The sequence below is a fragment of the Solidesulfovibrio carbinolicus genome (assembly GCF_004135975.1).
In the GTDB taxonomy this organism is placed as follows: Bacteria; Desulfobacterota; Desulfovibrionia; order Desulfovibrionales; family Desulfovibrionaceae; genus Solidesulfovibrio; species Solidesulfovibrio carbinolicus.
Map to the genome: position 1 here is coordinate 3,225,972 of NZ_CP026538.1, position 21,115 is coordinate 3,247,086.

Genomic DNA, 21,115 nt, shown 5'->3' on the forward strand with positions numbered 1-21,115 from the left:
CCGGTCAGGATTAGCCGCTGATGAGCTGCATGGCCATCTTGGGCAGGGAGTTGGCCTGGGACAGCATGGCTACGGCCGCCTGGGTCAGGATCTGGTTGCGCACGAATTCGGTCATTTCCGTGGCCACGTCCACGTCGGAAATCTGGGACTCGGCGGACTGGAGGTTCTCGGCCTGGATCTGGAGGTTGGAAATGGTGTTTTCCAGCCGGTTCTGCAGCGCGCCGAGGTTGGCCCGGATCTTGTCCTTGGAAACGATGGCGGAGGTGATGGCTTCCAGGGCCTGCTGGGCCAGGTTCTGGGTGGAAATGCTGCGTCCGCCGGCGCTGGTGGAGGCGGCGCCGAGGCCAAGGCCGAAGGCCGAGGCGGTGGAGGTGCCGATCTGGATGTAGTAGTAGTCCTCGGAGCTGGAGTTGCCGGTGCCGAAGTGGACCTTGAGCTTGCCTTGAGGCGTCAGATTACCGCCGTTGTGCACGCTGGAGGACAGGTTGCCGTTGAGCAGATAGATGCCGTTAAAATCCGTGGCGCTGGCGATTCGGGTGATTTCCGAGGCCATGGCCTGGTATTCCGAGTCGATGATGAGGCGCTGGTCCGAGGTGTAGGTGCCGGTGGAAGCCTGTTCGGCCAGTTCCTTCATGCGGATGAGCTTTTCGTCGATGACCTGGAGCGCGCCGTCCGCCGTCTGGATCATGGAAATGGCGTCGTTGGCGTTGCGCACGCCCTGGTTGAGGGTGGAAATATCCGAGCGCATGAGCTCGCGAATGGCCAGACCGGCGGCGTCGTCGGCGGCGGTGGTGATGCGCAGGCCCGAGGACAGACGGCGAGTCGAGGTGGCCAGGGCACCGTAGGAATCGGACAGATTCCGGGCGGCGTTGTTCGCCATCAAGTTATGATTGATAACCATGGACATAAGAAACCTCCTTGTTGCAACCAGACAATCCGTGTTGGTTTTGCCAAGTTAAAGCAGGAGGCGTTCCAAAAACATTTTTCTTTTTATTTCTAGATAATTATATCGAATAAAAGCCGCCCTAGGCAAAAATATTCCTCCCCATTGCCAAGAAATCCACGCTGGACCGGAGTCGGTCCCGACGCGGCCGGCACTATACCCGGCAAGCTTTTCCCAGATCCCTTGATCAGGGCTGGCTCCCACTTCCAGGCCGGCCGGTCTCTCTCCCCGGACGACGGCCCCGCGCCAGACCGGTCATGGCTCGGCCGCCAGCGCCAGAGCAGGACCGGTCGTCCTCTGGCGACCACGCCAAAAAGGCCGCCCCCTGTCGGGAGCGGCCTTTGGCGCGGCACTTGGCTTCGCGGCTAGCGCTTGAGCTGAATGACTTCCGAGAGCATGGAGTCCACGGTGGTGATGGTCTTGCTGTTGGCCTCGAACCCGCGCTGGGTGAGGATCATGCTGACCATTTCCGTGGCCAGGTCCACGTTGGAGGTTTCCAGGGTGTTGCCCGAGATGGAGCCCACGGAACCGGTGTTGGCCCGGTTGGTGGTGCCCTGCCCGGAATCCAGGGTGGCGGCGTAGAGGTTGCTGCCCTGGCGGCTTAAGCCCTGGAGGTTGGTGAAGTTGGCCAGGGCCAGAGCCCACAGCTTCTGGGTTTGGCCGTTGGAGAAGGTGCCGGTCAATATGCCGTCGCTGTCCACGGACACGCTGGTGAGAAGTCCCGAGGTGTAGCCGTTTTGCGAACTGAACACCGTGGAGGACGAGGTGGCGTAGCTGGTGGTCACGGTGCTGTTGACCTTGGTGGTGGACGGATTGAAGGACACCAGCTCGTCGGGGTCATGGGCGGCGGCGGCGGAAAGCAGCGTGCCGGTTGCGCCGGGCACGAAGCCGTTCTTGTTGCTCAGGCCCACGTTAAAGGCGATGTTGAGCGCGTTTGGCGAATCGGTGAAGCTGGCGTCGGACACCGACTTGAAGTTGGCGGTGAAGACGGGGTAGCCGTTCTTCACGCTGGCCGCCGCCCACTGGGTCGCGTCGAAGGGGCCGCCGGTGGCGTTGCTGGCCTGCAAGGTGTAGGCGCTCATGTTTTCCAGGCTGCCCGAGGAGTCGAAGGTCATGGTGCCGGTCATGAGCAGGCCGGCGGTTTCGGTGCCGGCGATGGGATTGCCGGCGGAATCGACGCGGCCGTCCTCGCTGGGGTCGCAGGTGACGGCGTATTCCCAGTAATCCTTGCCGTCTTCGCTGACGACCTTGTCGTAGTAGACGGTCAGGGTATGGGGCGAACCGTTTTCGTCGTAGACCTTGATGGTGGACTGGTAGCCGTAGGCCGTGGAGGGCATGGCCGGGCTGGCCGTGCCGTCCCACTGCTCGGTCATGGCGTAGTAATAATTGGTGCCGGCGGTGCGGGTGTTCTGGGTCGTGGTGTCGGAGTCGAGCTGGGTGACCATGGTGACGCTGGAAGTCGCCTTGGCCGGGCTGGTGAACTGGGTCAGGCGGATGTCCTGGATCTCGCCGGAGACCGGCACCTGACTCAAGACCGTGCCCGAGGCGGCGGCGGCGTCGATGCGGTCCTGATCGACCTTCCACCCCTGGACGGCCAGGCCTTGCGGCGTGACCAGGTAGCCGTCGGAATCGAAGCTGAAGTCGCCGGCGCGGGTGTAATAGGTGGTGGTGTTGCCGGTGTTGAGCATCTTGCCGTTGGAACCCACCTGGCTCTTCTGCTTGACCATGAAAAAGCCGTTGCCGCTAATCGCCATGTCCAGGTTTTCGCTGGTGGTTTCCAGGCCGCCCTGGGAGTAGTCGGAGACAATGGTGCCCACGCGCACGCCGCGGCCGATCTGCTTGACGCCGGCGGCCGTGCCGACGTTGGCGCTCATGAGGTCCATGAAATCGGTTCGCGCGCCCTTGAAGCCGTAGGTATTGACGTTGGCCAGGTTGTTGCCGATGGTGCCCATCTTCGTCGAGTTGGCCAGTAAGCCCGACACGCCCGACCACATGGATGTTCCTAATCCGACTCCCATAACGTCCTCCTTTCCTTATGTCCTCCCCGCGTCGGGTCAGGAATTCTCTTCTGTGGTGGTGGTATCGCTTACCACGTTGGTGATGTCGGTGAAGGCCACGTAGCGGCCGCCGCCGATGTCGAGGTAATAACTGCCGCTGACCTGCTGGATGCCTTCGACGGTGCCGGTCATGGTGCTGGAGACCTTCATGACGTCGCCGTCGGCGTTGGTGGCGGTCACGGCCACCTGGTACTGGCCGTCGTCCACGGCGTTGCCGTCGTAATCCTTGCCGTCCCACTTGAACTCTACTTCCCCGGCCGTGGTGGCCCCGAGGTCCACGGTGCGCACGATGCTGCCTGCGCTGTCGAGCACGTTGACCAGGCAGGTGGCGGCGTCTTCCGGCAGGGTGAAGGTCACCGAGGTGGCCGCGCCGTCCTCGACGTTGACCGCCGTGCCGTTGGCTTCGATGGTCTTGCCGATGAAATTCACGGCCCCGATCATCTGCTGCTCCTGGGAGAGCGTGGACAGGCCTTCGATGCCGGAGTTGATTTCGGTGAGCTGTTCAAGGCTCGAAAACTGCGCCAGTTCGGCCACGAATTCCTTGTCGTCCATGGGATCAAGGGGATCCTGGTACTGCAACTGGGTGACGAGGAGCTGCAGGAAGGCGTCCATGCCAAGGCCGGAGGTCGACGAGCTCGTGGTCGAGCTGGCGGAGCTGCCGGAGGTGGCGGAAAGAAGGCTGTCGACGTAACTCATGGCCTGCTCCCTGTGTTAGGCGAAAAGGTCGAGCCCGGAGGCGCGGGCGGTCATCGGTTCGGGGATGACCAGGGATTCGCCCTGGCCGGCCGCCGCGTCCCTGGCCAGGCGCACCGAGGAGCGGATGCGCTCCAGGGCTTCGCGCTGCTCGCGGGCTTCGTTGTGGCGCTCGGGGCTGTCCCAGGCGGCGTTCTGGTTGTCCTGGGAGAGTTGGCTGCGTACCTCGACCTCGGACACCTTGAACCCCTGCTCTTCCAGGGATTGCTTGATCTTGGCGGCGTGTTCCTGGAGCATGGCCGTGGTGTCGGCGTTGTCGGCGGAAATAACGGCCCGGACTTCCTTGTCCTTGACGGTCAGGGTCACCTGGACCTTGCCGAGTTCGTCCGGGGTCAGGGTCAGGGTGAGCTGCTTGGCTTCCTGTCCCGCGCCCTTTAAAATCCCGCTTTCCACCTGCCGGGCCACCCGGGCGGCCAGGGCCGGATCGATAGTCTTGGCTTGCTGGCCGGACGGGGAAGTCTTCAGCGCATCCATGGCCGCCAGGGTCGGGCTGGTTTCGGCGGTCTGGCCGGCGGTCTGGCCCGTGGCCGTGCGGCCGGCGAAGCGGATCTTGCCCATGAGTTCGGCCATGGACTCGTCGTGCCCGCCCTGGCCGTTCTGGCCGAATCCGAAAGCATTGCCGCCGGCCGCGCCCTGCTGGCCGGAGCCGGTCTGTTGGTGGACTTCGGCGTTCTGGACCGGGGTCGAGGCGGCCTGTTCCTTGGCCTGGGGAGCAACCTCCGGCTGCCCCTGGGCCTTGGCCGAAGCTTCGGCGGCGTTGCCGGCCAGGCTTGCCTGTTCGGCGGCCACGGCCCCGGCCTTGGCGGCCAGTTCGGCATGGGCGCCGGTCTTGGGTTCGACGGCCTTGCCGGCCGAGGCTGCATCCGTGGCGGTCTGGGCGGCGGCCGGGGATTCCTGTCCCTCGGCGGCCTTGCCGGCCTGGGGCACGTCGGCCAGGGCGTCAAGCCCGTTGCCGTCGGCCTTGGCCTCGCCTTCCTCGCTGCTCATGGCCACGATCTGGCCGGCCTTGCGAGCCACGTCGTCCTGATGCAGGTCCGAAGAGCGGCCGGTGGTGTCGCGCTGCCAGGCGTTTTGCAACACGTCGGAGGCGGCCTCCCGGAATTCGGCCATCTTCTGATTTTCCTGGCCGAGCTGGGCCAGCAGTTCGTTTTTGACCAGGGACATGGCGGAGACGATGCCCTGGCCGGTCTGGCCGGAGGATTCGCCCATGAGGCTGGACAGGCGGGACTGGGCCTGTTCGGAAAGATTGAGCGCGCGGCCCAGGGCGGTGATTTCCGACGCCCCGACCTGGACTTCGTTTTCACTCGACATGCCGGCCAACTTTTCGTCGATAGCGGCCATGACCGACTGGGTTTCGCCCCGGGACAGGGCCTCGACCATCTGCTGGGACTGGTCGGCGGTGAAGCCGAGCTTGCCGAGCAGGCCGAGGATCTGGACCTGATCGTCGTTGGCGATGACCTTCTTCTCGCCCTTGCCGGCCGAGGAGACCTTCTTTTCGACTTCGTCCATGAGTTCGCCCCAGGTCATGCCCTTGCCGTCGCCGGCCTTGGCTTCCATGGCGTCGAGTTCTTCGTCGGAAAAGCCCTGGTCCTTGAGTTCGCTGCGCAGGGCGGCAATATCTTCCCGGGTCACGGGCAGGGTCTTGATGTCCTCTTCGGAGGGGGAGGCGGCGGCGGAGACGACCTCGGCGGCGGCGGCCTTGCCGGACAGATCGGCCACGGCGGCGCTGGACGTGGAATCGGCCCGTGCGTTGTCGAGGAGGCTGGCGAAAAGCGCCGACTGGCGGCTGCCGAGCCCCGAGCCGCCGGTGGCGGCGGCGTCGGCCATCACGCTTTGGGTGCGTCGCTGGATAAGGGGAAGAATTTGCATACCGGGCCTCCTGCGCCCACAATTCTTCAAGACCCGTTCCAAATACAAAAAGCGCGTTTCGACAAGGGTTTGCCGAAACGCGCCAGCGGCACGAGGGAGTTTTTTTCCGTTTGCTACCCGGCGAAAAGCGCGGAGGCGCGCGCATACAGGGCCAGGGCGGCCAATCGGGCCGGCCGGGAGCCGTCGCCGTTTTGGAGCAGGCGTTCGATGTAACCGGCCAGCGGTCCCACGCCCGGGGCAAAGGCTTCGGCAAAAGCGGCGTCGGGCACAACCCCGCGCCGCGTGTCCCGGGCCAGGGCCGCGCCCAGGCGGCCGAGCTTTTTGCCAAGGGTCGCGTGAAGGGCCGGCTGGCCCTGGGCCAGGGCGGCGGCGGCCAGCCGTGGCGCGGCTTCGGGGAGCAGGCCGAAGACATGGCCGAAGACGGCCCGCCAGAAGTCGCCCACCAGTTCCCGCCCCGCCGACGGGACCGGCCCGGACGCGACGGAGACCGGTTCCAAAACGCGCAGGCCATGCGCGTCCACGGCCGTGCGCAAGAGTTCGAAAGCCGGGATCACGGCCCCGGCCAGACGGTCGTCCTCGCCCCGGGCCAGCCGGGCCGCCACGTAGCCCACCCGCACCGGGTCCAGGCGGTCGCGGCAGACCACCGCCTCCCGGAAACATTCCCAGCAGCCCCGGCAGGACAGGCGCGGACGCAGCACGTAATGCCCGGGTTGGTACGGCCCGGTCTCATGGGGGCTGACCGGCCCCACCGACAGGTTGAGCACCCGCCAGCCGGTCCAGGCGGCCAGGTGCATGGGGCCGGTGTCCGGGCTGACGAGAAGCGCCATCTCCTGGCCCAAAAGCGCCAGTTCCTTGAGGCCAAGCTTGCCGCACAGGTTGGACAGCGGGATGCCGGCAAGCCTTGCCGCCTCGTCCCCGAGCCCGGCCTCGCCCGGGCCGCCCAGGAGCACCGGCACCAGGCCCCGCCGGACGAGCTCCCGGGCCAGGGCGGCGAAAAAGGCCGGACCAGGGCGTTTTTCCGGCTGACTGGCCCCGAGAAACAGCCCGACCTTACGCCGTCCTGGCCCGCCCCGGCGCGGAGGCGGCCAGGACGTCCCGGCCAGCAGGGCCGGCGGCACGAGGTCCAGGGCGTTCAGCTCGGCCCAGTGGTAGCGGCTGTGGCGGTTTAGGTGAACCACCGAGGACCGGTAGAGCTGCCAGTCTCCGCCGATGCGGGTCGCTCCGTCGGGGCCGATGGCCGGCCCCAGGCGTCGCGCGGCCGGGATGGCTCCGGCCAGCCGGGCCGCCTGGGGCACGATGCCCAGATTGACCACCAGCTCGTGTTCGCGACCGGGCAGGGCGGCGGCGGCTTGTTCCAGGCTCATGAAATGCGCCTGGGGGCCAATGGGCAAAAGCGGCCGGGCAAAGGCGGGATCGGCCACCACGGTGACGGACCGGCCGGGATGGCTGCGGGCCAGCCACAGCAGCAGCGGATAGGTGAGGATCAAATCCCCCATGCGCTGGGTCTGAATGACGGCGATGGGGGTCGAGTCAGCCACGGCCGCCCTCCCCGGCCAATGCGTCCAGGCGGCGGGCCTTTTCCTGCCGGTCGGCGGCCAGGGCGGCGAAGGCCGCGTCCGAGGCGGCGGCAATGGCCGCATCGTCGTATTTGCCGTGAAGCTTCAGCTGATTGGCGAAACCGCTGCCCCAGGCCGGACCGCCGGGCTGGCCGGCCGCGCCCGTGGTCTTGGCGTGGACCACCGTCAAATGGCCCCAATACCGCGGGATCTCGCGGCGCAGCAGCAGGCGCAGGTCGTGGTCGAGGTCGTCATATTGAGTAGGCGAGAAGCGGATGTCGAAGCCGCCCACGGCGTCCAGCGTCGGCCGGGCGAACAGATGGCAGCAGCCCGTGACCGAGGCGCACGGCCGGGAAACGCGGAACTGTCCCCAGTCCGGCGCGGCCAGCCAGGGCCGGGCCAGTTCGAAGCCCCGGCCCAAAGCCCCCTGCTCACGTGGGCTGGGGAGCAGATGGGCGTCGCCGCACTGGAAGAAACGCGGCGCGTCCCTGGCCGCCACCCGGCAGCCCCAGACCCCGGCCCCGGGGGCGGCGGCGACCGCCGCGCCAAAGCGTCCCAGCCAGTCCGGCGGCACGAAGGCGTCGTCGTCGAGATAGGCGACAAAATCGCGCTCCCGAACCTCAGGCAAAGCGGCCAGCCAGTTGCGGGCGGCCGGCGCGCCCACATTGATCGGGAGACGTAGGACGGCCAGCCGGCCGCCGAAAACGGCGGTCCGGGCGGCGGCCACGGCCGAGACCACGCCGTCCGGGCTGCCGTTGTCCAGGATCACCACTTTGGCGTCGGGCGCGTGCCGCCAGTCCGACGCGGCCAGGGCGTCCAGGGCCTGGGCCAAAAGATCGGGAGAATTCCAGCAATAGACCAGGACGGCCAGACTGCCCGGCAGACGGGCCAGGGCCGTGTCGCGCCCGGCGGCCACATCGGCGGCCCGGGCGGCCAGCAGGGTGTCCCAGGGATGGGAGGTCCGGGCGACGGCGTAGGCGGCCAGGGCTTCGCCGCGCCGGCCCTGGGCCAGCAAGGCCTCGGCCAGCCGAAACGCGGCCGCGCCGGTCGGCAGCTGCGCAAGCGCCCGGCGCAAATGGGCCTCGGCCGCCTTGGCCCGACCGGCCAGCAAGGCCAGTTCGCCGGCGGCCATGGCCCCGGGCGCGGCAAGGGGTCCCGCAGCGGCGGCAAGCAGGCCCTCGGCCTCGGCCAAGTCGTCGCCGGCCGGCAGCATGGGCGCGATCCTGGCCAGCCGGGCCAGCCACGACGGCTCGACCGGCTCCTTGCGGCAGCGCTCCAACAGATAGGCGACCATGCGCCCGGTGTCGCGCCGCCCGGCCAGGCGTTCGTAATACGGTTCCGGCCCAGCCGGCTTGGCGGCGACGGCAACCCCGGCAGCGGCCCGGGTCTGGGGCGAATCCCCGCCCAGGCGGGCGGCAACGGCGGCGGCAAACGGGTCCAGAGGCGTTTCCGCCCAGGCGGCCAAAGCCAGGGCAGACGTGAGGGCGGCCTGGGCCGGACCGGCGGCCAAGGAGGCGTCGCGAAGCGCGACCAAGCCCGCCCCGCTGCCGCCGACGGCCAGTAGCCGGGAGAGCGGCCCGGGCAGGCCGGCGCACGGGTCGGTCATGGCCGGTCCCTGGGGCCGAAGGTGTCGCGCATGACGCTAAAAAGCTGTTTTACGCGCGTGGGATAGGTGTGGTCGGCCAGCAGACGCCGATGCCCGGCGGCGGCGATGCGCTGCCTGGCCGGCGCGTCGGCCAGATAGCGGGCCACCAGTTCGGGAATCTCGGCCGGATGGGCATAGACCGCCACTTCCTTTCCCGGCTCGAACAGGGCGTCGAGCTGGCGGCGGGCGTCGGTCAAAAGAAAGGCCCGGCAGGCCGGCACGTCGAACACCCGCTGGTTGACCGCGCCCTTCATCTGCTGGCTGGTGGCGTTGAAATTGATTTCGGAGAGCGGATAGAAGTCGGGCAATTGGTCGTAGTAGGCCAGCTCAGCTTGGTAACGCCAAGCCTGGCCTTCGTCCGGAAAAGTCTCGCGCCAGCCCGGGTCGCCGACGAGAAGCGGCCGCCAGGGCAGGAGCTTTTCCACACAGCTGTTGCGGTAGCGCCGGGTCGCCTCCCAGATGACGGCGGTCTCGAAGGCCAGGCGGCGTTCTGGCGGCAGTCCGGCAAAGGCCGCGACCAGCCCCGGCCAGGCCTCGGCCAGATGGGCGGCCACGGTGCGCGCCCGGCAAGCGCCAAACGATTCGGCCAGCGCCCCAAAAGCCCGGGCCAGTTTTGGCGGCGGCGCGCTGGCGGCCAGGCGCAGGGCGGTCTTTCGCACCATGGAATTGCCGACAAAGGATACCCTGGCCCGCCAGGGATGGTCGGCGGCCAGCGGCGGGCGCGGGCAAAAGCGCGTCTCGTCGGCGGCCAGGGGCAGGTAGTGGACATGGGGAAAGCCGGCGGCCGTCAACGGCGCCAGGCTGTCGGCGTCCCAGGTGAAAAGCACCGTCTCCCGGTTGGCCGCCGGCCGGTAGAGCGGCAGGATAAGCTCCGGGCTGTCCACGAACCACGAGGCCAAGGGCAGGTCCAGGGAGTCCAGCAGCTCCAGCAGCACGCCCTGCCGGTCCACGCCCAGGTGGTTGACGGTAAAGACGAAATCGGGCCGGAATTCCGCCACGGCCCCACGCACCAGGGCCACGAAGGCGTCGCGGTCGAGGCTGTCGCCGGTTTCGACATAGCGGCACGGCGCGCCCAGGCGGGCGCAGGCGGCCACGGCCTCGCCGACCAGAAACAGCTTGCTCGTCAGGCACAAGACACGGGGCAACACGGCGCCAAAGCGCGTCGCAGCCGGCGGCCCGGCCAGGGCCTGGGCCAAGGCGGCGACGTAGGCGGCATGGAGCCGGCGCTGGACGGGATGGGGCGAGAAATGAAGGGCCGTCAGTCCCCGGGACTGGGCAAAGGCCCGCACGGCCTCGGCCGCCCGGACCGGGTCGGCCGCGTCGATCCAGGCCACCTCCGGGTCGTTGGCAAAACGCGCCGCCGTGCCGGCCAGCCCGGCCACGTCGGGGTCGCGGTCCACCACGGCGACCGGCCGGCCGGCCTGTCGGCAATGGGCGATTTCAACCCCCAGGCCGGCCCCGAAAAAAACCGGCAACGCGCCCGTGGACAGGGCGGCTTCGGCCCGGGCCAGGGAAGCGGCCTCGCCCGAGCGGCCGCACAGCGTCCAGCTCTTGTCCTGGTGGCGCAGCCGGACGTCGATCAGCCGGCCGTCGGCGTCGGTCACCGCCTCGGCGCGGCCAGGGACGGGGGATTCCGGCGGCGCGTCCGGGTTATTCACACACCCCGGTCAGGGCCGTTTCGTCGGGCAGTACGCTGAAAAAGCTGAGCAACTGCACGAGGCCCAGGGTTTTTTCCACGGCCGGACTCAGTTGGTAGAGATAAAAGGCCTTGCCCGTGCTTTTCATGCGTGTGTTGCACGAGACCAAAAAGCCGATGCCCGAGGAATCCATGAAGGGCACCGCCGACAGGTCGATGACCACGGCGCGCACTTGCCCTTCGCCCTCGCCGAGTTCGGCTTCCAGGCGACGCTTAAGGTCGGCCGTCATCTCCAGGGTGATTTCCCCGGCGTACTTGAGCAGCAGCGCCCCGCCAAGACGTTTGATCGTCAGGTTTTCCACCGCGGCGCACCTATGTCCTTGTGAATGAAGACCACGTTTTCGCCGTTTTGCCGGCGCACCTGGCAGTCGTTTGCCAACATGCGCATGATGTACAGCCCCCGTCCGCCCTCGGCGTCGGGGCCGGGATTCTCGAAGCGCACGTCGTCGCCAAAGCCCTTGCCCCAGTCCACGATCTCCAGCTCGATCCACGAGCCGGGACTCACCGCCAGCCGTACTTCCAGCGGCCCGGGCTGGCCGCCGTAAGCATGGCGGCAGACGTTGGCGCAGGCTTCGGTGAGGATGATGTCCAGATCGTGGAGCACATCGCCATCGACCAGAAACGCGGCGAGATAATCGACCACGTCCTTGGCCAGCCGGCGGCTGTCCCCGGGATGGGATTCGGTTCGAAACACCTTGCGGGTCACCGCGCGCTCCATGGCCTTGCTCCACGGCCGGCCCGGCGACCACCGCCCGGCCAAACCACCTCTCAGATTTGCTCCGAAAGCCCGGGCCGCGTCAAGTGCCCGCCGCGAAGTCCGCGCTGTCGAGCAGGATGGTCACCGGCCCCCAGTTGACCAGGGAAACGTCCATGTCCGCGCCGAAAACGCCGCCGCCGACCCGCCCCGGCAGGGCCTGCCGGGCCATCTCCACAAAGGCGTCGTAAAGCCCCAGGGCAACCTGGGGCGGCGCAGCCTCGGAAAACGACGGCCGCCGTCCCTTGCGGCAGGAGGCGTAAAGCGTAAACTGCGACACCAGAAGCAAGCCCCCTCCGGTCTCGCGCAGGCTCAGGTTGAGCTTGCCCGCCTCGTCGGGAAAGATGCGCAGATCCAAAAGCTTTTCCAGCAGACCGCGACACGCCTTGCCGGCGGCGAAATCCGGCCCGTCGGCCGCGCCAAAGCCGACCAGAACCAGCAGCCCCGCCGCAATCGACGAAACCGTCTCCCCGCCGACCGCCACCGAAGCCTGGCGCACCCGTTGCACGACCAGTCGCACCCAGGCCCCCTATTCTTCCATATAGGTGGCTTTGCTGGAGTCCTTCTCCGAGACCGACACGCAAACCAGCCGCACGGGCTGGCCGGCCAGGGCCGCCTCCAGCTGGCGGTAGACAAAGCGCGCCAAATTCTCCGACGAGGGATTTTCCAGCGAAAAGGCCGGCAGGTCGTTTAAGTGCCGATGGTCCAGGCCGGCCAGGATCTCGCGCAGCCGGCCGCGCAGCACCTTGAAATCGACCAGATACTCGACCTTGGGGTCCAGGCGCTCGCCCTCGACCACGGCCTCGACGCCGAAATTGTGGCCGTGCAGGTTCTCGCACGGGCCTTCGTAGCCGCGCAAACAATGCGAGGCGCAAAACCCCTCGCTCACCGTCAATCGCCATTTGCCCTTACGCTGTTGCATAGTCGTGAAGATGCCTCCGGCGGCCGGGGGGCTCAGCCCCCCGGACCCCCGACATGGGTTTATACGTGGTGCGACCAATTGGTCGTTCTATACACCGTTCTGACGCGGCCCTGATCGCGTCGGCGGCCTTGGCGGAGCATCCGCCAAGACCGCCGACACGATCAAGGGGTCCGGGGGGATAATCCCCCCGGCGGGGCGTGGGGCAGCGCCCCACTCTTCGCCTTTCCACCCGCCCTCGCGCGCCCTTAGCGACTAAGTGCGCCCTGCTCGAAGGCGTCGAGTTCGCGGCGCAGTTCGGGGCAGCGTTTGACGCCGAAATGGTGGCCCAGGCGCAGCCGGCACACGGCCTTGGGCAGGTTCATGATGAGATGGACGGAATTCTCGCCGGGATAGCGTTTGAGAATCTCTTCCAGGGGCTTTAAGCCCACGGGCTGCTCGTCCTTGCAGGCCACGAAGATTTCGATGGGCTCGTCGCTGCCGCTGACGATGTTGGTCAGGGGATCAAGGCGCACGGCTTGCAGCTTGATGATCTTTTTGCCTTCGCCTTCGCCCTGGTCGACGTTGCCGATCTTGGCGGTCAAATACAGCGGCACGTCGGCGTCGAGGTGTTCGCGGCTGGCGGCGTAGACATCGGAAAAAACCACGGCCTCGGCCTCGCCGCCCAGATGATCCTCGAGCTTGCAAAAGGCCATCTTCTGGCCCTTTTTGGTGATGATTTCCTTGGTGGAGACGCAGATGCAGGCCAGCTTAACCTCGACGCCGGGCTCCATGCCGTCGCACTGGGCGATGGTGGTCAGGCGCATGGCCCGCAGGTCGCGCTCGTAGGCCAGAAGCGGATGGCTGGTGAGATAGAAGCCGAGCGCCTCTTTCTCAAAGGCCATCATCTCTTCATGGTGCCACTCGGGCAGGTCGGCCTCGGCGCAGGAAAGCCCCAGGCCCACGGTGGGCTTGGGCTTTTCGGGCATGAGCGTCATAAGCGAGAGCCGGCCGTCGTTTTTCTCGGCAGCCCGCTTCTGGCCGATGGCGGCGGCCTGGTCCAGGCCGGCCACCAGCCCGGCCCGGGAGCAGCCGAAGCTGTCGCAGGCCCCGCATTTGATGAGATATTCGATGACCCGCTTGGTGATCTTGCGCATGTTGACGCGCGAGGTGAAATCCAGAAGCGAGGTGTAGGGCCCGCCCTCTTCGCGCGCGGCCACGATCTCGGCCACGGCGTCGCGGCCGACGTTTTTCACGGCGGCCAGGCCGTAGAGAATCTTGTTGTCCTTGACCGAAAAGTGCGGATAGCCGGCGTTGACGTCGGGCGGCAGGAGCGTCAGGTCGTTGTCGCGGCAGGCGGCGATGTACTGCAGCAGCTTGTCCTGGTTTTCCATGTCCGAGGTCATGAGCGCGGCCATGAAGGCGACCGGATAGTGGGCCTTCAAATACGCGGTATGATACGAAATAAGCGCGTAGGCGGCGCTGTGGGACTTGTTGAAGCCGTACTCCGCGAACTTCTCCATCAAGTCGAAGATTTCGTTGGCTTTCTTTTCGGGGATGTCGTTTTGGGCGCAGCCCTCGACGAAAAAGCCGCGCTGCTTGCCCATCTCCTCGGCGTTTTTCTTGCCCATGGCCCGACGCAGCAAATCGCCCGCGCCAAGCGAAAAGTTGGCCAGCACCTGGGCGATTTTCATGACCTGTTCCTGGTAGACGATGACGCCGTAGGTGGGTTTCAGCGTCTCTTCCAGGAGCGGATGCGGGTACTCGACCGGGTCTTCGCCGTGCTTGCGGCGGATGAACAGCTCGACCATGCCCGACCCCAGCGGCCCGGGGCGGTACAGCGCCAGCATGGCGATGATGTCTTCAAAGCAGTTGGGCTTAAGCATCCGCAGATACTTGCGCATGCCCTGGCTTTCCACCTGGAAGATGCCGTCGGTGTCGCCCTTGGCGAAAAGCTCGTAGGTGGCTTCGTCGGTAAAGGGCAAGGTGTCGAGGTCGGGCGGCTCTTCCCCCATCTCGCGGATGATCTGCAACGTGTCGTCGATGACCGTCATGGTTTTGAGGCCCAGGAAGTCGAACTTCACCAGTCCGGCCTTCTCCACGCGCTTCATGTCCCACTGGGTCACGGTTTCGTTGTTTTTGCCCTTGTACAGCGGCACGTACTCGGTCATGGCCGTGTCGGACACGACCACGCCGGCGGCGTGGGTGGAGGCGTGGCGGGCCAGGCCCTCCAGACGGCGCGAGACGTCGATGAGCTTGGCCACCCGCGCGTCCTGGGCCATGAGGGTTTTCAGCTCCGGCTCCTGGGCCAGGGCCTTGTCGATGGTCATTTTGAGGTCTTCGGGGATGAGCTTGGCGATGCGGTCGGTCTCGCCAAAGCTCATGCCAAGCGCCCGGCCCACGTCGCGCACCACGGCCTTGGCCTTCATGGTGCCGAAGGTGGTGATCTGGGCCACGGCCTCTTCGCCGTAATGCTCGGTGACGTAGCGGATGACCTCGTGGCGGCGGCGTTCGCAGAAATCCACGTCGATATCGGGCATGCTCACGCGCTCGATATTGAGAAACCGCTCGAAGAGCAGATCGTAGGGCAAAGGATCGAGGTTGGTGATGCGAAGCGCGTAGGCAACGAGCGACCCGGCCGCCGAACCGCGCCCCGGGCCAACCGGGATGCCGTGGTTTTTGGCCCAGTTGATGAAGTCCTGGACGATGAGAAAATAGCCCGGGAAGCCCATCTGCTTGATGACGTCGAGTTCCAGTTCCAGCCGGTCCCAGTAACGCTTGGGATCGACGTCCGGCATCTTGGTCAGCCGTTCGGTCAGGCCCTTGCGGGCCAGATCGGCCATGACCTCGTCCAGGGACTTGCCGGGCGGGGATTTGTAGACCGGAAAATGGTAATCCCCGAATTTGAGCTGGAGATCGATGCGCTCGGCGATCTCGCAGGAATTGGCGATGGCCTGGGGCACGTGGGCAAAGGCGGCGGCCATCTCGTCCGGGGAGCGGTAATAGAGATCCTGGGTGGTGAAGCGCATCCGCTTGACGTCGTCCACGCAGGCGGCGGTCTGGATGCACAACAGCACGTCGTGGGCTTCGGCGTCGTCGGCGCGCAGATAGTGGCAGTCGTTGGTGGCCACCAGCGGCAGGCCCATGTCGTCGGACAACTCGATCAAAAAGTCGTTGATGACGGCCTGTTCGGGAATCGTGTTGGCCTGGATTTCCAGATAGAAGCGGTCCGGGAAGAGCCTGGCGTATTCCTTCGCCATGGCCCGGGCCTGGTCCTTGCCTTCCTTGAGCAGCTTCTGGTTGATCTCGCCCTTGATGCAGGCCGATAGCGCGATAAGCCCTTCGCCGTATTGGCCAAGCAGTTCCTTGTCCACGCGGGGCTTGTAGTACATGCCCTCGGTGTGCCCGAGCGTCGCCAGCTTGAGCAGGTTTTTGTAGCCCGTCATGTTCTGGGCCAGAAGCACCAGATGGTAGCGCGGCGTGCGCGGATCGCGGTCGCGGCGCGAGGTCGGCGAGACGTAGACCTCGCAGCCGATGATGGGCTTTAATTCGGCCTTTTTGGCCGCGTCGTAGAAGATGAGCGCGCCGTGGAGGTTGCCGTGGTCGGTGATGGCGGCGGCCGGCGAATTGAAGCTCTTGGCGGTCTTGACCAGATCGCCGATACGGATGGCTCCGTCGAGGAGGCTGTACTCGGTATGGCAGTGCAGGTGCACGAAATCGGGCATGGGGGTGCGCTCTTGGGAAGAAAAAAGTCCCGGGCGGGATCGCCCGTCCGGGACGGTATAGCGCTAAACGCCGCCGCTGGAAACGCCCCTAGGCCGGCCTGGTCTTTTTCCAGTAGGGATGGGCAATGTCCTCGAAGGCCGACAGGGCCGCCGTGGAGCCGTCGCCCACGGCGTTGACGATCTGCTGGGAACCGCCGGTGACGTCGCCGGCAGCGTAGATGCGCGGGATGGAGGTGCGCTTGGCCCGGTCGGCGACGATATACCCGTTAGCGTCCAAGTTCAGCCCCAGCTCCTGGGCGATTGCGGTGTTGGGATTAAGCCCGATGGCCACGAACACGGCGTCGGCGGCGATCTCCTGTTCCTTCCCATCGGCCCCGAGCAACCGCACGCCCGTGACCTTGGCCTCGTCGCCCAGGATCTCCACCACATTGGCCCCCAGCACGGTGGGGATGCCCGAGGCGGCCAGGGCATCCTGCAAGTGCTTCTCGGCCCGGAACTCGGTGCGGCGGTGGATGAGGGTCACGTCCACGCCAAGGTTTTTTAAATGCAACGCGTCGGTGAGCGCCGTGTTGCCGCCGCCCACCACCACGGCTTTTTTCTCGCGGTAGAGGTAACCGTCGCAGGTGGAGCAGTAGCTCACGCCAAAGCCGAAGTAGCGGTCTTCCCCAGGCGCGCCGAGCTTGCGCCAGGACGCGCCCGTGGCCAGGATCAAGGCCTTGGCCACATAGACCGCCTTGTCGGTGTAGACCTCGACGTGCTTGCCGACCTTGACCTCGTCGATGCCCTCGCCCTCGTGGATGTCGGCGTAGCCGCGGGCCTGCTCGGCGATCATCTCCATGAGCCGCTTGCCCGGCACGCTGGCGAATCCCGGATAGTTCTCGACCACCGGCGTCACGGCCACCTGGCCGCCGATGACGTTTTTCTCCAGCACCACGGCGGAAAGCCCACTGCGCACAGCGTAGACGGCGGCGGTGAGCCCGGCCGGGCCGGCCCCGGCAATGACCACGTCCACCTCCTTGACCGGATAGCCGCCGGGCGTCTGGACCCCGGCGGCGGCGCGCTGCTCGGCCATAAGCTCTTCGGCGGGCTTGAGCGTCACCAGCTCCACCACGAACCGCTCCTCGGGCAAAAGCCCCAGGGTGGAAAACGTCTCGTTTATGACCGTATGCGGCACGCTGCCGACATGGTGGCGCTCGGCGAGCTTCGGGTGCTGGGAGGCATCCACGCACCAGGCCGTCACAAGGTCCGGCCGCTCCACGGCGGCCCGAAAGGCATTGCCGACCTGGCCCGGACAATAGGGGCAGGAGGGATTGACGAACACCTGGACGTGGCGCTTGTCCTCAAGCTCCTGCAACAGCTGGCGGGAAATCTGGGACAGACCGCTTTTGCCGGCCGACAGCCGCATGATGGTCTCGACCAGGGTGCGTGCCTCCTCGCCCAGGGGCGCGCCAAGGTAGCGTATCTGGCAGCGGTCCGGGGCGAGAAGCAACGTCGGGGAAAAATCCACCTCGTAGAGCTTGGCCTCGGGGCTGTCCAAGCCCAGAAACCGGGCCGTGATCTTGTCGGCGATCTCGGCCAGCTCCCGGCACAGGGATTCCATGAAGGCGTTGTAGGGCGTGTTCTGGCGGGAGTCGGTGAAGACCAAAAGCTCCACCGGTTCCTGCATCCCGTCAAAGAACTTCCGCAGTTCCGGCAGGCTGTCCTCGGGGATCAGCCGCTTGGGAGCGGCCGGAGCCTGAGGCTCCTTGTCCGCCGCTTTCTTTTTCTTGTCGTTGCCGAAAAGGGCCATCGCGCCCCTCCTTGATCGTTTTCCTGAAGGTCTTAGCGCATTGTGTAGCCAAAGCGCGGCAAAGAGGCAAACAGTTGCAGGACGCGAGGCGTTTTTTCCTTGCGGGCCGGCGCAAAAAGCCTAGAACGAAATCAGGGAATCAGGGAGTCCGGTCCGGGGGGACCGGAAAAGCACACTGGGGGATGAGGCCATGAAAGATACGCTCATCGCGGCTGCGATGGTCTTTTTTGCGGCCATCATGTCGTTTTTCCCGTCGGCCTGGGAACCGGTCAGCGAAGCCGAAGCCCGGGATTTGTTGAAAAATGACGCGGGGGGAGAGAGAGAATAAGAGAAGAGGCCTCCGGCGGCTGGGGGCCTGAGGCCCCCAGACCCCCCGAATGAAGAAAGGGTTAAAGGGGGGCGGCACGGGTTGGTGCTCTGGCGGACGCCGGAAACGGCGACGCTTTTGTTCGTCTTTTGCGCAGGCGATTTTTCAACGCCGCGCCCAGCGCAACTTTTGTGCAGGGGGCCGTGGAAATCATCCCCCCTATTGATCTTTCTGCTTTCCGGCCGACAAAGTGCCAATCCCCACACTCTCCCCTGTAAACCTTTCTCCAGGTGGGGGGGCTGGGGGCCTCAGGCCCCCAGCCGCCGGAGGCACTCTTCCCTCACTCTCCCTCTCCCGACTCGCTCACTTCCCGTTCGGGCAGGCGATGTCGGCGTCGGCGCGGCAGGCTTCCTGGCGGAAGGTGTTGATGCGATCGGAGATGACGGACAGGCCGGTGAAGGGGAAGCGGGCCATGGCCGCCTTGTAGGGGGCGGGATCGGCCAGGAGCCGGTTGAGCTTGGCCCGGATGGTGTCCGGGGAGAGTTCGTCCCAGGGCAGAAATTCGATCAGCCCCTGGCGGCTTAAGACCTCGGCCCGGATGCGTTGTTCCAGGCGGGGCACTTCGCGGGGCACGACCAGGGACGGCTTGGCCTGGGACAGGATTTCGCAGGTGGTGTTGTAGCCGCCCATGGTGACGATGGCGTCGGCCAGCCCCATGAGCGTCTCCATGCGGCGGTAGAAGTGGTAGAACCGCGCCTTGACGGCGGCGGCGCGCCGGGCCACGGCCTCGCGTTCGGGCCGGGGCATGAACGGGCCGGAGACGAAGATGACCCGGTGGCGCGGTCCGCCGCCCTGCTCCAGCATCTGCAGATAGGCGTCCATGAGGGGATAGCCGTCGCCGCCGCCGCCGGTGGTCACCACCACGAGTTTGTCTTCGGGGGCGATCTTTTCCTCCCGGCGGATGGGGTTCATGGCGTTTGGCAGCGGCACCCGGCGCGGGATGTAGCCGGTAAAGACCATCTTGCGGCTGATGTGCTCGGGGATGGCGTATTCGGCTATGGGATCGTAGAATTCCCGGTTTCCGTAGACCCAAATCTCCGAATAGTACTGGTCGAGGACTTCGTAGACGCCTTTTTCGCGCCATTCGCGGCTGGTGGAGGCGGCGTCGTCCATGATGTCGCGAAGCCCGAGGATGGTGCGGGTGCGCGGCATCCGGCGCTTGAGCCACTTGAGCGTGGGGATGACCTCGCGCCGCAGTCCCATGGGGGCCTTGTCCACGATGAACACGTGGGGCTGGAAGGCCTTAGCCGTGGCCACGATGATGTTGCGGCGGATGTTTAGGGCGTGGCGGGCGTTGATCTTGATGGAAAGGGGCAGATATTCCTCATTGGTCTTCTTGATCATGCCGGGGATGCGCACGAAATCCACGCCTTCTGGGGTCTCGTAGCGTCCGGCCAGGGGCGAGCCGGTGAGAATGAGGATATTAACGCCCCGATGCCGCAGGTGCTCGGCAATGGCCATGGTGCGCCGCAGATGTCCCAGACCGTAGGTGTCGTGGGAATACATCAGGATGTTGAAAGTGCCGGGCGCTGCCATGGATCAGGGAACGTCGATGCCGAGCTTGCGGTATTCGTTTAATTTGTTGCGCAGCGTGCGTACGGAGATGCCCAGCAACTGGGCGGCCTGGGTGCGGTTGCCCTCGGTGCGATCCAGGCTTTTGATGATCATGTGGCGCTCCATGATGTCCAGGGGCACCACCTCGCCGGGCGCGCCGCCGGGCGCTTCGCCGAGGTTGGCCACGGCCGCGCCGGCCTCGAAGGGGTCGGCCGGGGCGTCGTCGCCCAGGCCCTCGGCGTCCTCGGCCATGGCCAGGTCGTCGTCCGCGCCCTCCTCGGCCTCGCCGGGCCAGACGTCGGGATCGAGCAGGAAATGCGATTTGCGGATGGGGCCGTCGCCGGCCAGGAGCACGGCGCGTTCCATGAGGTTTTGCAGCTCGCGCACATTGCCGGGCCAGTCGTAGGCGACCAGCCACTCCTTGGCGTCGGCGGAAAAGGCCAGGGGCGGCAGGCCGTAGGCCTTGCGGAACTTCTCCACGAAAAACTGGGCCAGACGCGGGATGTCGTCGCCGCGCTCGCGCAGGGGCGGGAGCTTGAGCGGTATGACGTTTAGGCGGTAATACAAGTCCTGGCGGAACTTGCCCTCGGCCACGGCTTCTTCCATGCGCCGGTTGGTGGTGGCCAGCACGCGCACATCGACATGGACGGTCTCGGAGCCGCCCACCCGGTCGAACTCGCTTTCCTGGAGCACGCGCAGGAGCTTGGCCTGCAGCCCGATGTCCATCTCGGAAATTTCGTCGAGGAGGATGGTGCCGCCGCTGGCCATCTCGAATTTGCCGAGCTTGCGGGCGATGGCTCCGGTAAAGGAGCCTTTTTCGTGGCCAAACAGCTCGGATTCCAGCAGATGTTCGGGCAAGGCGGCGCAGTTGATGGCCACGAAGGGGCCGTCGGCCCGGTCCGAGGAGGCGTGGAGGTAGCGGGCGAACATTTCCTTGCCGGTGCCGGATTCGCCGGAGATGAGCACCGTGGCCTTGGAGCGGGCCACCTGCCGGGCCAGCGCCAGGACGCGGCGGATGGCCGGATGTTGGCCGACCACGGCAAAGCCCTTGCCCGAGGCTTCGGGCTGGGCGGCCGGCCGGGGCGCGCCGGCGGCGACGGGGCTTGCGGCCAGGGCAGCGGCGACGGGCCGGGCCGGGGACTCGCCCGGCAGCATGGCCTGGATCTTTTCCCAGGACAGCGGTTCGAGCCAATAGTCCTTGGCCCCCAGCTCCAGGCAGCGGGCGGCTTCGGCGGCCGTGCCCCGGTCGGTGAAGACCACCACCGGCGGAAACGCTTCGTGGTTCTTGGCTTCGGCCAGCAGGCTTTCGGCGGTGTAGACGCCCATCTTGGCCTGGGAGAAAATGAGCGTCGGCGGCGCTTTGCGGATGGCGGCCAGGGCCGAGGCCAGGGAGTCGGCGATGCCGGCGGCGATCCCGGCTTCTTTGAAGTCCGGGAAAAATTGGGTCACCGCCTGGGCCGGGGCGACAAAAAGTATTGTCTTTTCCGCCATCGGCGCAGTTCTAGCCCG

The 21,115-nt window shown here is 66.3% G+C and carries 16 protein-coding genes; 1 reads left to right on the forward strand and 15 read right to left on the reverse strand.

From position 1 onward, the window contains the following. Positions 1 to 10 precede the first annotated feature (10 nt). The 13 genes from C3Y92_RS14425 to C3Y92_RS14485 form a co-directional block, all read right to left on the reverse strand. Complete coding sequence (locus C3Y92_RS14425; RefSeq protein WP_129353679.1) at positions 11 to 907, reverse strand: flagellin N-terminal helical domain-containing protein; 897 nt, start codon at positions 905 to 907, stop codon at positions 11 to 13. Positions 908 to 1,308: 401 nt separating this feature from the next. Further along, positions 1,309 to 2,961 carry a flagellar hook protein FlgE gene (locus C3Y92_RS14430; RefSeq protein ID WP_129353681.1) on the reverse strand — a complete coding sequence of 551 codons (1,653 nt, stop codon included), beginning with the start codon at positions 2,959 to 2,961 and terminating at the stop codon, positions 1,309 to 1,311. A gap of 36 nt (positions 2,962 to 2,997) precedes the next feature. Beyond that, positions 2,998 to 3,696: a flagellar hook assembly protein FlgD gene (locus C3Y92_RS14435; protein ID WP_129353683.1), complete on the reverse strand. Its 699-nt coding sequence runs from the start codon at positions 3,694 to 3,696 to the stop codon at positions 2,998 to 3,000. Positions 3,697 to 3,711: 15 nt separating this feature from the next. Further along, positions 3,712 to 5,622: a flagellar hook-length control protein FliK gene (locus tag C3Y92_RS14440; protein ID WP_129353684.1), complete on the reverse strand. Its 1,911-nt coding sequence runs from the start codon at positions 5,620 to 5,622 to the stop codon at positions 3,712 to 3,714. Between the two features lie 113 nt (positions 5,623 to 5,735). Further along, positions 5,736 to 7,160: a glycosyltransferase family 9 protein gene (locus C3Y92_RS14445; protein WP_129353686.1), complete on the reverse strand. Its 1,425-nt coding sequence runs from the start codon at positions 7,158 to 7,160 to the stop codon at positions 5,736 to 5,738. After that, a complete protein-coding gene (locus tag C3Y92_RS14450; protein WP_129353688.1) occupies positions 7,153 to 8,784 on the reverse strand; it encodes a glycosyltransferase in 1,632 nt (543 codons plus the stop codon). Before C3Y92_RS14450 ends, C3Y92_RS14445 begins: the two co-directional genes overlap by 8 nt. Further along, positions 8,781 to 10,481, reverse strand: a complete 1,701-nt coding sequence (locus C3Y92_RS14455) for a CgeB family protein (protein WP_129353690.1) — start codon at positions 10,479 to 10,481, stop codon at positions 8,781 to 8,783. The genes C3Y92_RS14450 and C3Y92_RS14455 overlap by 4 nt, the downstream gene beginning before the upstream one ends. Then, entirely contained in the window at positions 10,474 to 10,821 is a 348-nt protein-coding gene (locus C3Y92_RS14460) for an STAS domain-containing protein (RefSeq protein ID WP_129353692.1), read from the reverse strand. Before C3Y92_RS14460 ends, C3Y92_RS14455 begins: the two co-directional genes overlap by 8 nt. Next, a complete protein-coding gene (locus C3Y92_RS14465; protein ID WP_129353694.1) occupies positions 10,809 to 11,237 on the reverse strand; it encodes an ATP-binding protein in 429 nt (142 codons plus the stop codon). Before C3Y92_RS14465 ends, C3Y92_RS14460 begins: the two co-directional genes overlap by 13 nt. Before the next feature lie 79 nt (positions 11,238 to 11,316). After that, complete coding sequence (dtd, locus tag C3Y92_RS14470) at positions 11,317 to 11,793, reverse strand: D-aminoacyl-tRNA deacylase (protein WP_129353696.1); 477 nt, start codon at positions 11,791 to 11,793, stop codon at positions 11,317 to 11,319. A gap of 9 nt (positions 11,794 to 11,802) precedes the next feature. Continuing rightward, complete coding sequence (locus C3Y92_RS14475) at positions 11,803 to 12,195, reverse strand: 6-pyruvoyl trahydropterin synthase family protein (RefSeq protein ID WP_129353698.1); 393 nt, start codon at positions 12,193 to 12,195, stop codon at positions 11,803 to 11,805. Positions 12,196 to 12,440: 245 nt separating this feature from the next. After that, a complete protein-coding gene (dnaE, locus tag C3Y92_RS14480; RefSeq protein WP_129353700.1) occupies positions 12,441 to 15,896 on the reverse strand; it encodes a DNA polymerase III subunit alpha in 3,456 nt (1,151 codons plus the stop codon). An 88-nt stretch (positions 15,897 to 15,984) separates the two neighbouring features. Then, a complete protein-coding gene (locus C3Y92_RS14485; protein WP_129353702.1) occupies positions 15,985 to 17,685 on the reverse strand; it encodes an FAD-dependent oxidoreductase in 1,701 nt (566 codons plus the stop codon). A gap of 190 nt (positions 17,686 to 17,875) precedes the next feature. Between C3Y92_RS14485 and C3Y92_RS21175 the strand changes: the two genes are divergently transcribed. Next, positions 17,876 to 18,013 carry a hypothetical protein gene (locus tag C3Y92_RS21175; protein WP_165352122.1) on the forward strand — a complete coding sequence of 46 codons (138 nt, stop codon included), beginning with the start codon at positions 17,876 to 17,878 and terminating at the stop codon, positions 18,011 to 18,013. A gap of 342 nt (positions 18,014 to 18,355) precedes the next feature. On the opposite strand, the gene C3Y92_RS14490 is transcribed toward C3Y92_RS21175, so the two are convergent. Then, positions 18,356 to 19,588: a glycosyltransferase family protein gene (locus C3Y92_RS14490; protein WP_129353704.1), complete on the reverse strand. Its 1,233-nt coding sequence runs from the start codon at positions 19,586 to 19,588 to the stop codon at positions 18,356 to 18,358. Positions 19,589 to 19,591: 3 nt separating this feature from the next. Continuing rightward, positions 19,592 to 21,097, reverse strand: coding sequence for a sigma-54 dependent transcriptional regulator (locus tag C3Y92_RS14495; protein WP_129353706.1), 1,506 nt, complete (start codon positions 21,095 to 21,097; stop codon positions 19,592 to 19,594). Between the last annotated feature and the right edge of the window lie 18 nt (positions 21,098 to 21,115).

Coding starts and splice junctions, on each gene's coding strand:
- C3Y92_RS14490 (WP_129353704.1), bottom strand. CDS start 19,588: ATGGCAGCGCCCGGCACTTTCAACATCCTGATGTATTCCCACGACACC.
- C3Y92_RS14485 (WP_129353702.1), bottom strand. CDS start 17,685: ATGGCCCTTTTCGGCAACGACAAGAAAAAGAAAGCGGCGGACAAGGAG.
- dnaE (WP_129353700.1), bottom strand. CDS start 15,896: ATGCCCGATTTCGTGCACCTGCACTGCCATACCGAGTACAGCCTCCTC.
- C3Y92_RS21175 (WP_165352122.1), top strand. CDS start 17,876: ATGAAAGATACGCTCATCGCGGCTGCGATGGTCTTTTTTGCGGCCATC.
- C3Y92_RS14430 (WP_129353681.1), bottom strand. CDS start 2,961: ATGGGAGTCGGATTAGGAACATCCATGTGGTCGGGCGTGTCGGGCTTA.
- C3Y92_RS14440 (WP_129353684.1), bottom strand. CDS start 5,622: ATGCAAATTCTTCCCCTTATCCAGCGACGCACCCAAAGCGTGATGGCC.
- C3Y92_RS14450 (WP_129353688.1), bottom strand. CDS start 8,784: ATGACCGACCCGTGCGCCGGCCTGCCCGGGCCGCTCTCCCGGCTACTG.
- C3Y92_RS14425 (WP_129353679.1), bottom strand. CDS start 907: ATGTCCATGGTTATCAATCATAACTTGATGGCGAACAACGCCGCCCGG.
- C3Y92_RS14495 (WP_129353706.1), bottom strand. CDS start 21,097: ATGGCGGAAAAGACAATACTTTTTGTCGCCCCGGCCCAGGCGGTGACC.
- C3Y92_RS14435 (WP_129353683.1), bottom strand. CDS start 3,696: ATGAGTTACGTCGACAGCCTTCTTTCCGCCACCTCCGGCAGCTCCGCC.
- C3Y92_RS14475 (WP_129353698.1), bottom strand. CDS start 12,195: ATGCAACAGCGTAAGGGCAAATGGCGATTGACGGTGAGCGAGGGGTTT.
- C3Y92_RS14465 (WP_129353694.1), bottom strand. CDS start 11,237: ATGGAGCGCGCGGTGACCCGCAAGGTGTTTCGAACCGAATCCCATCCC.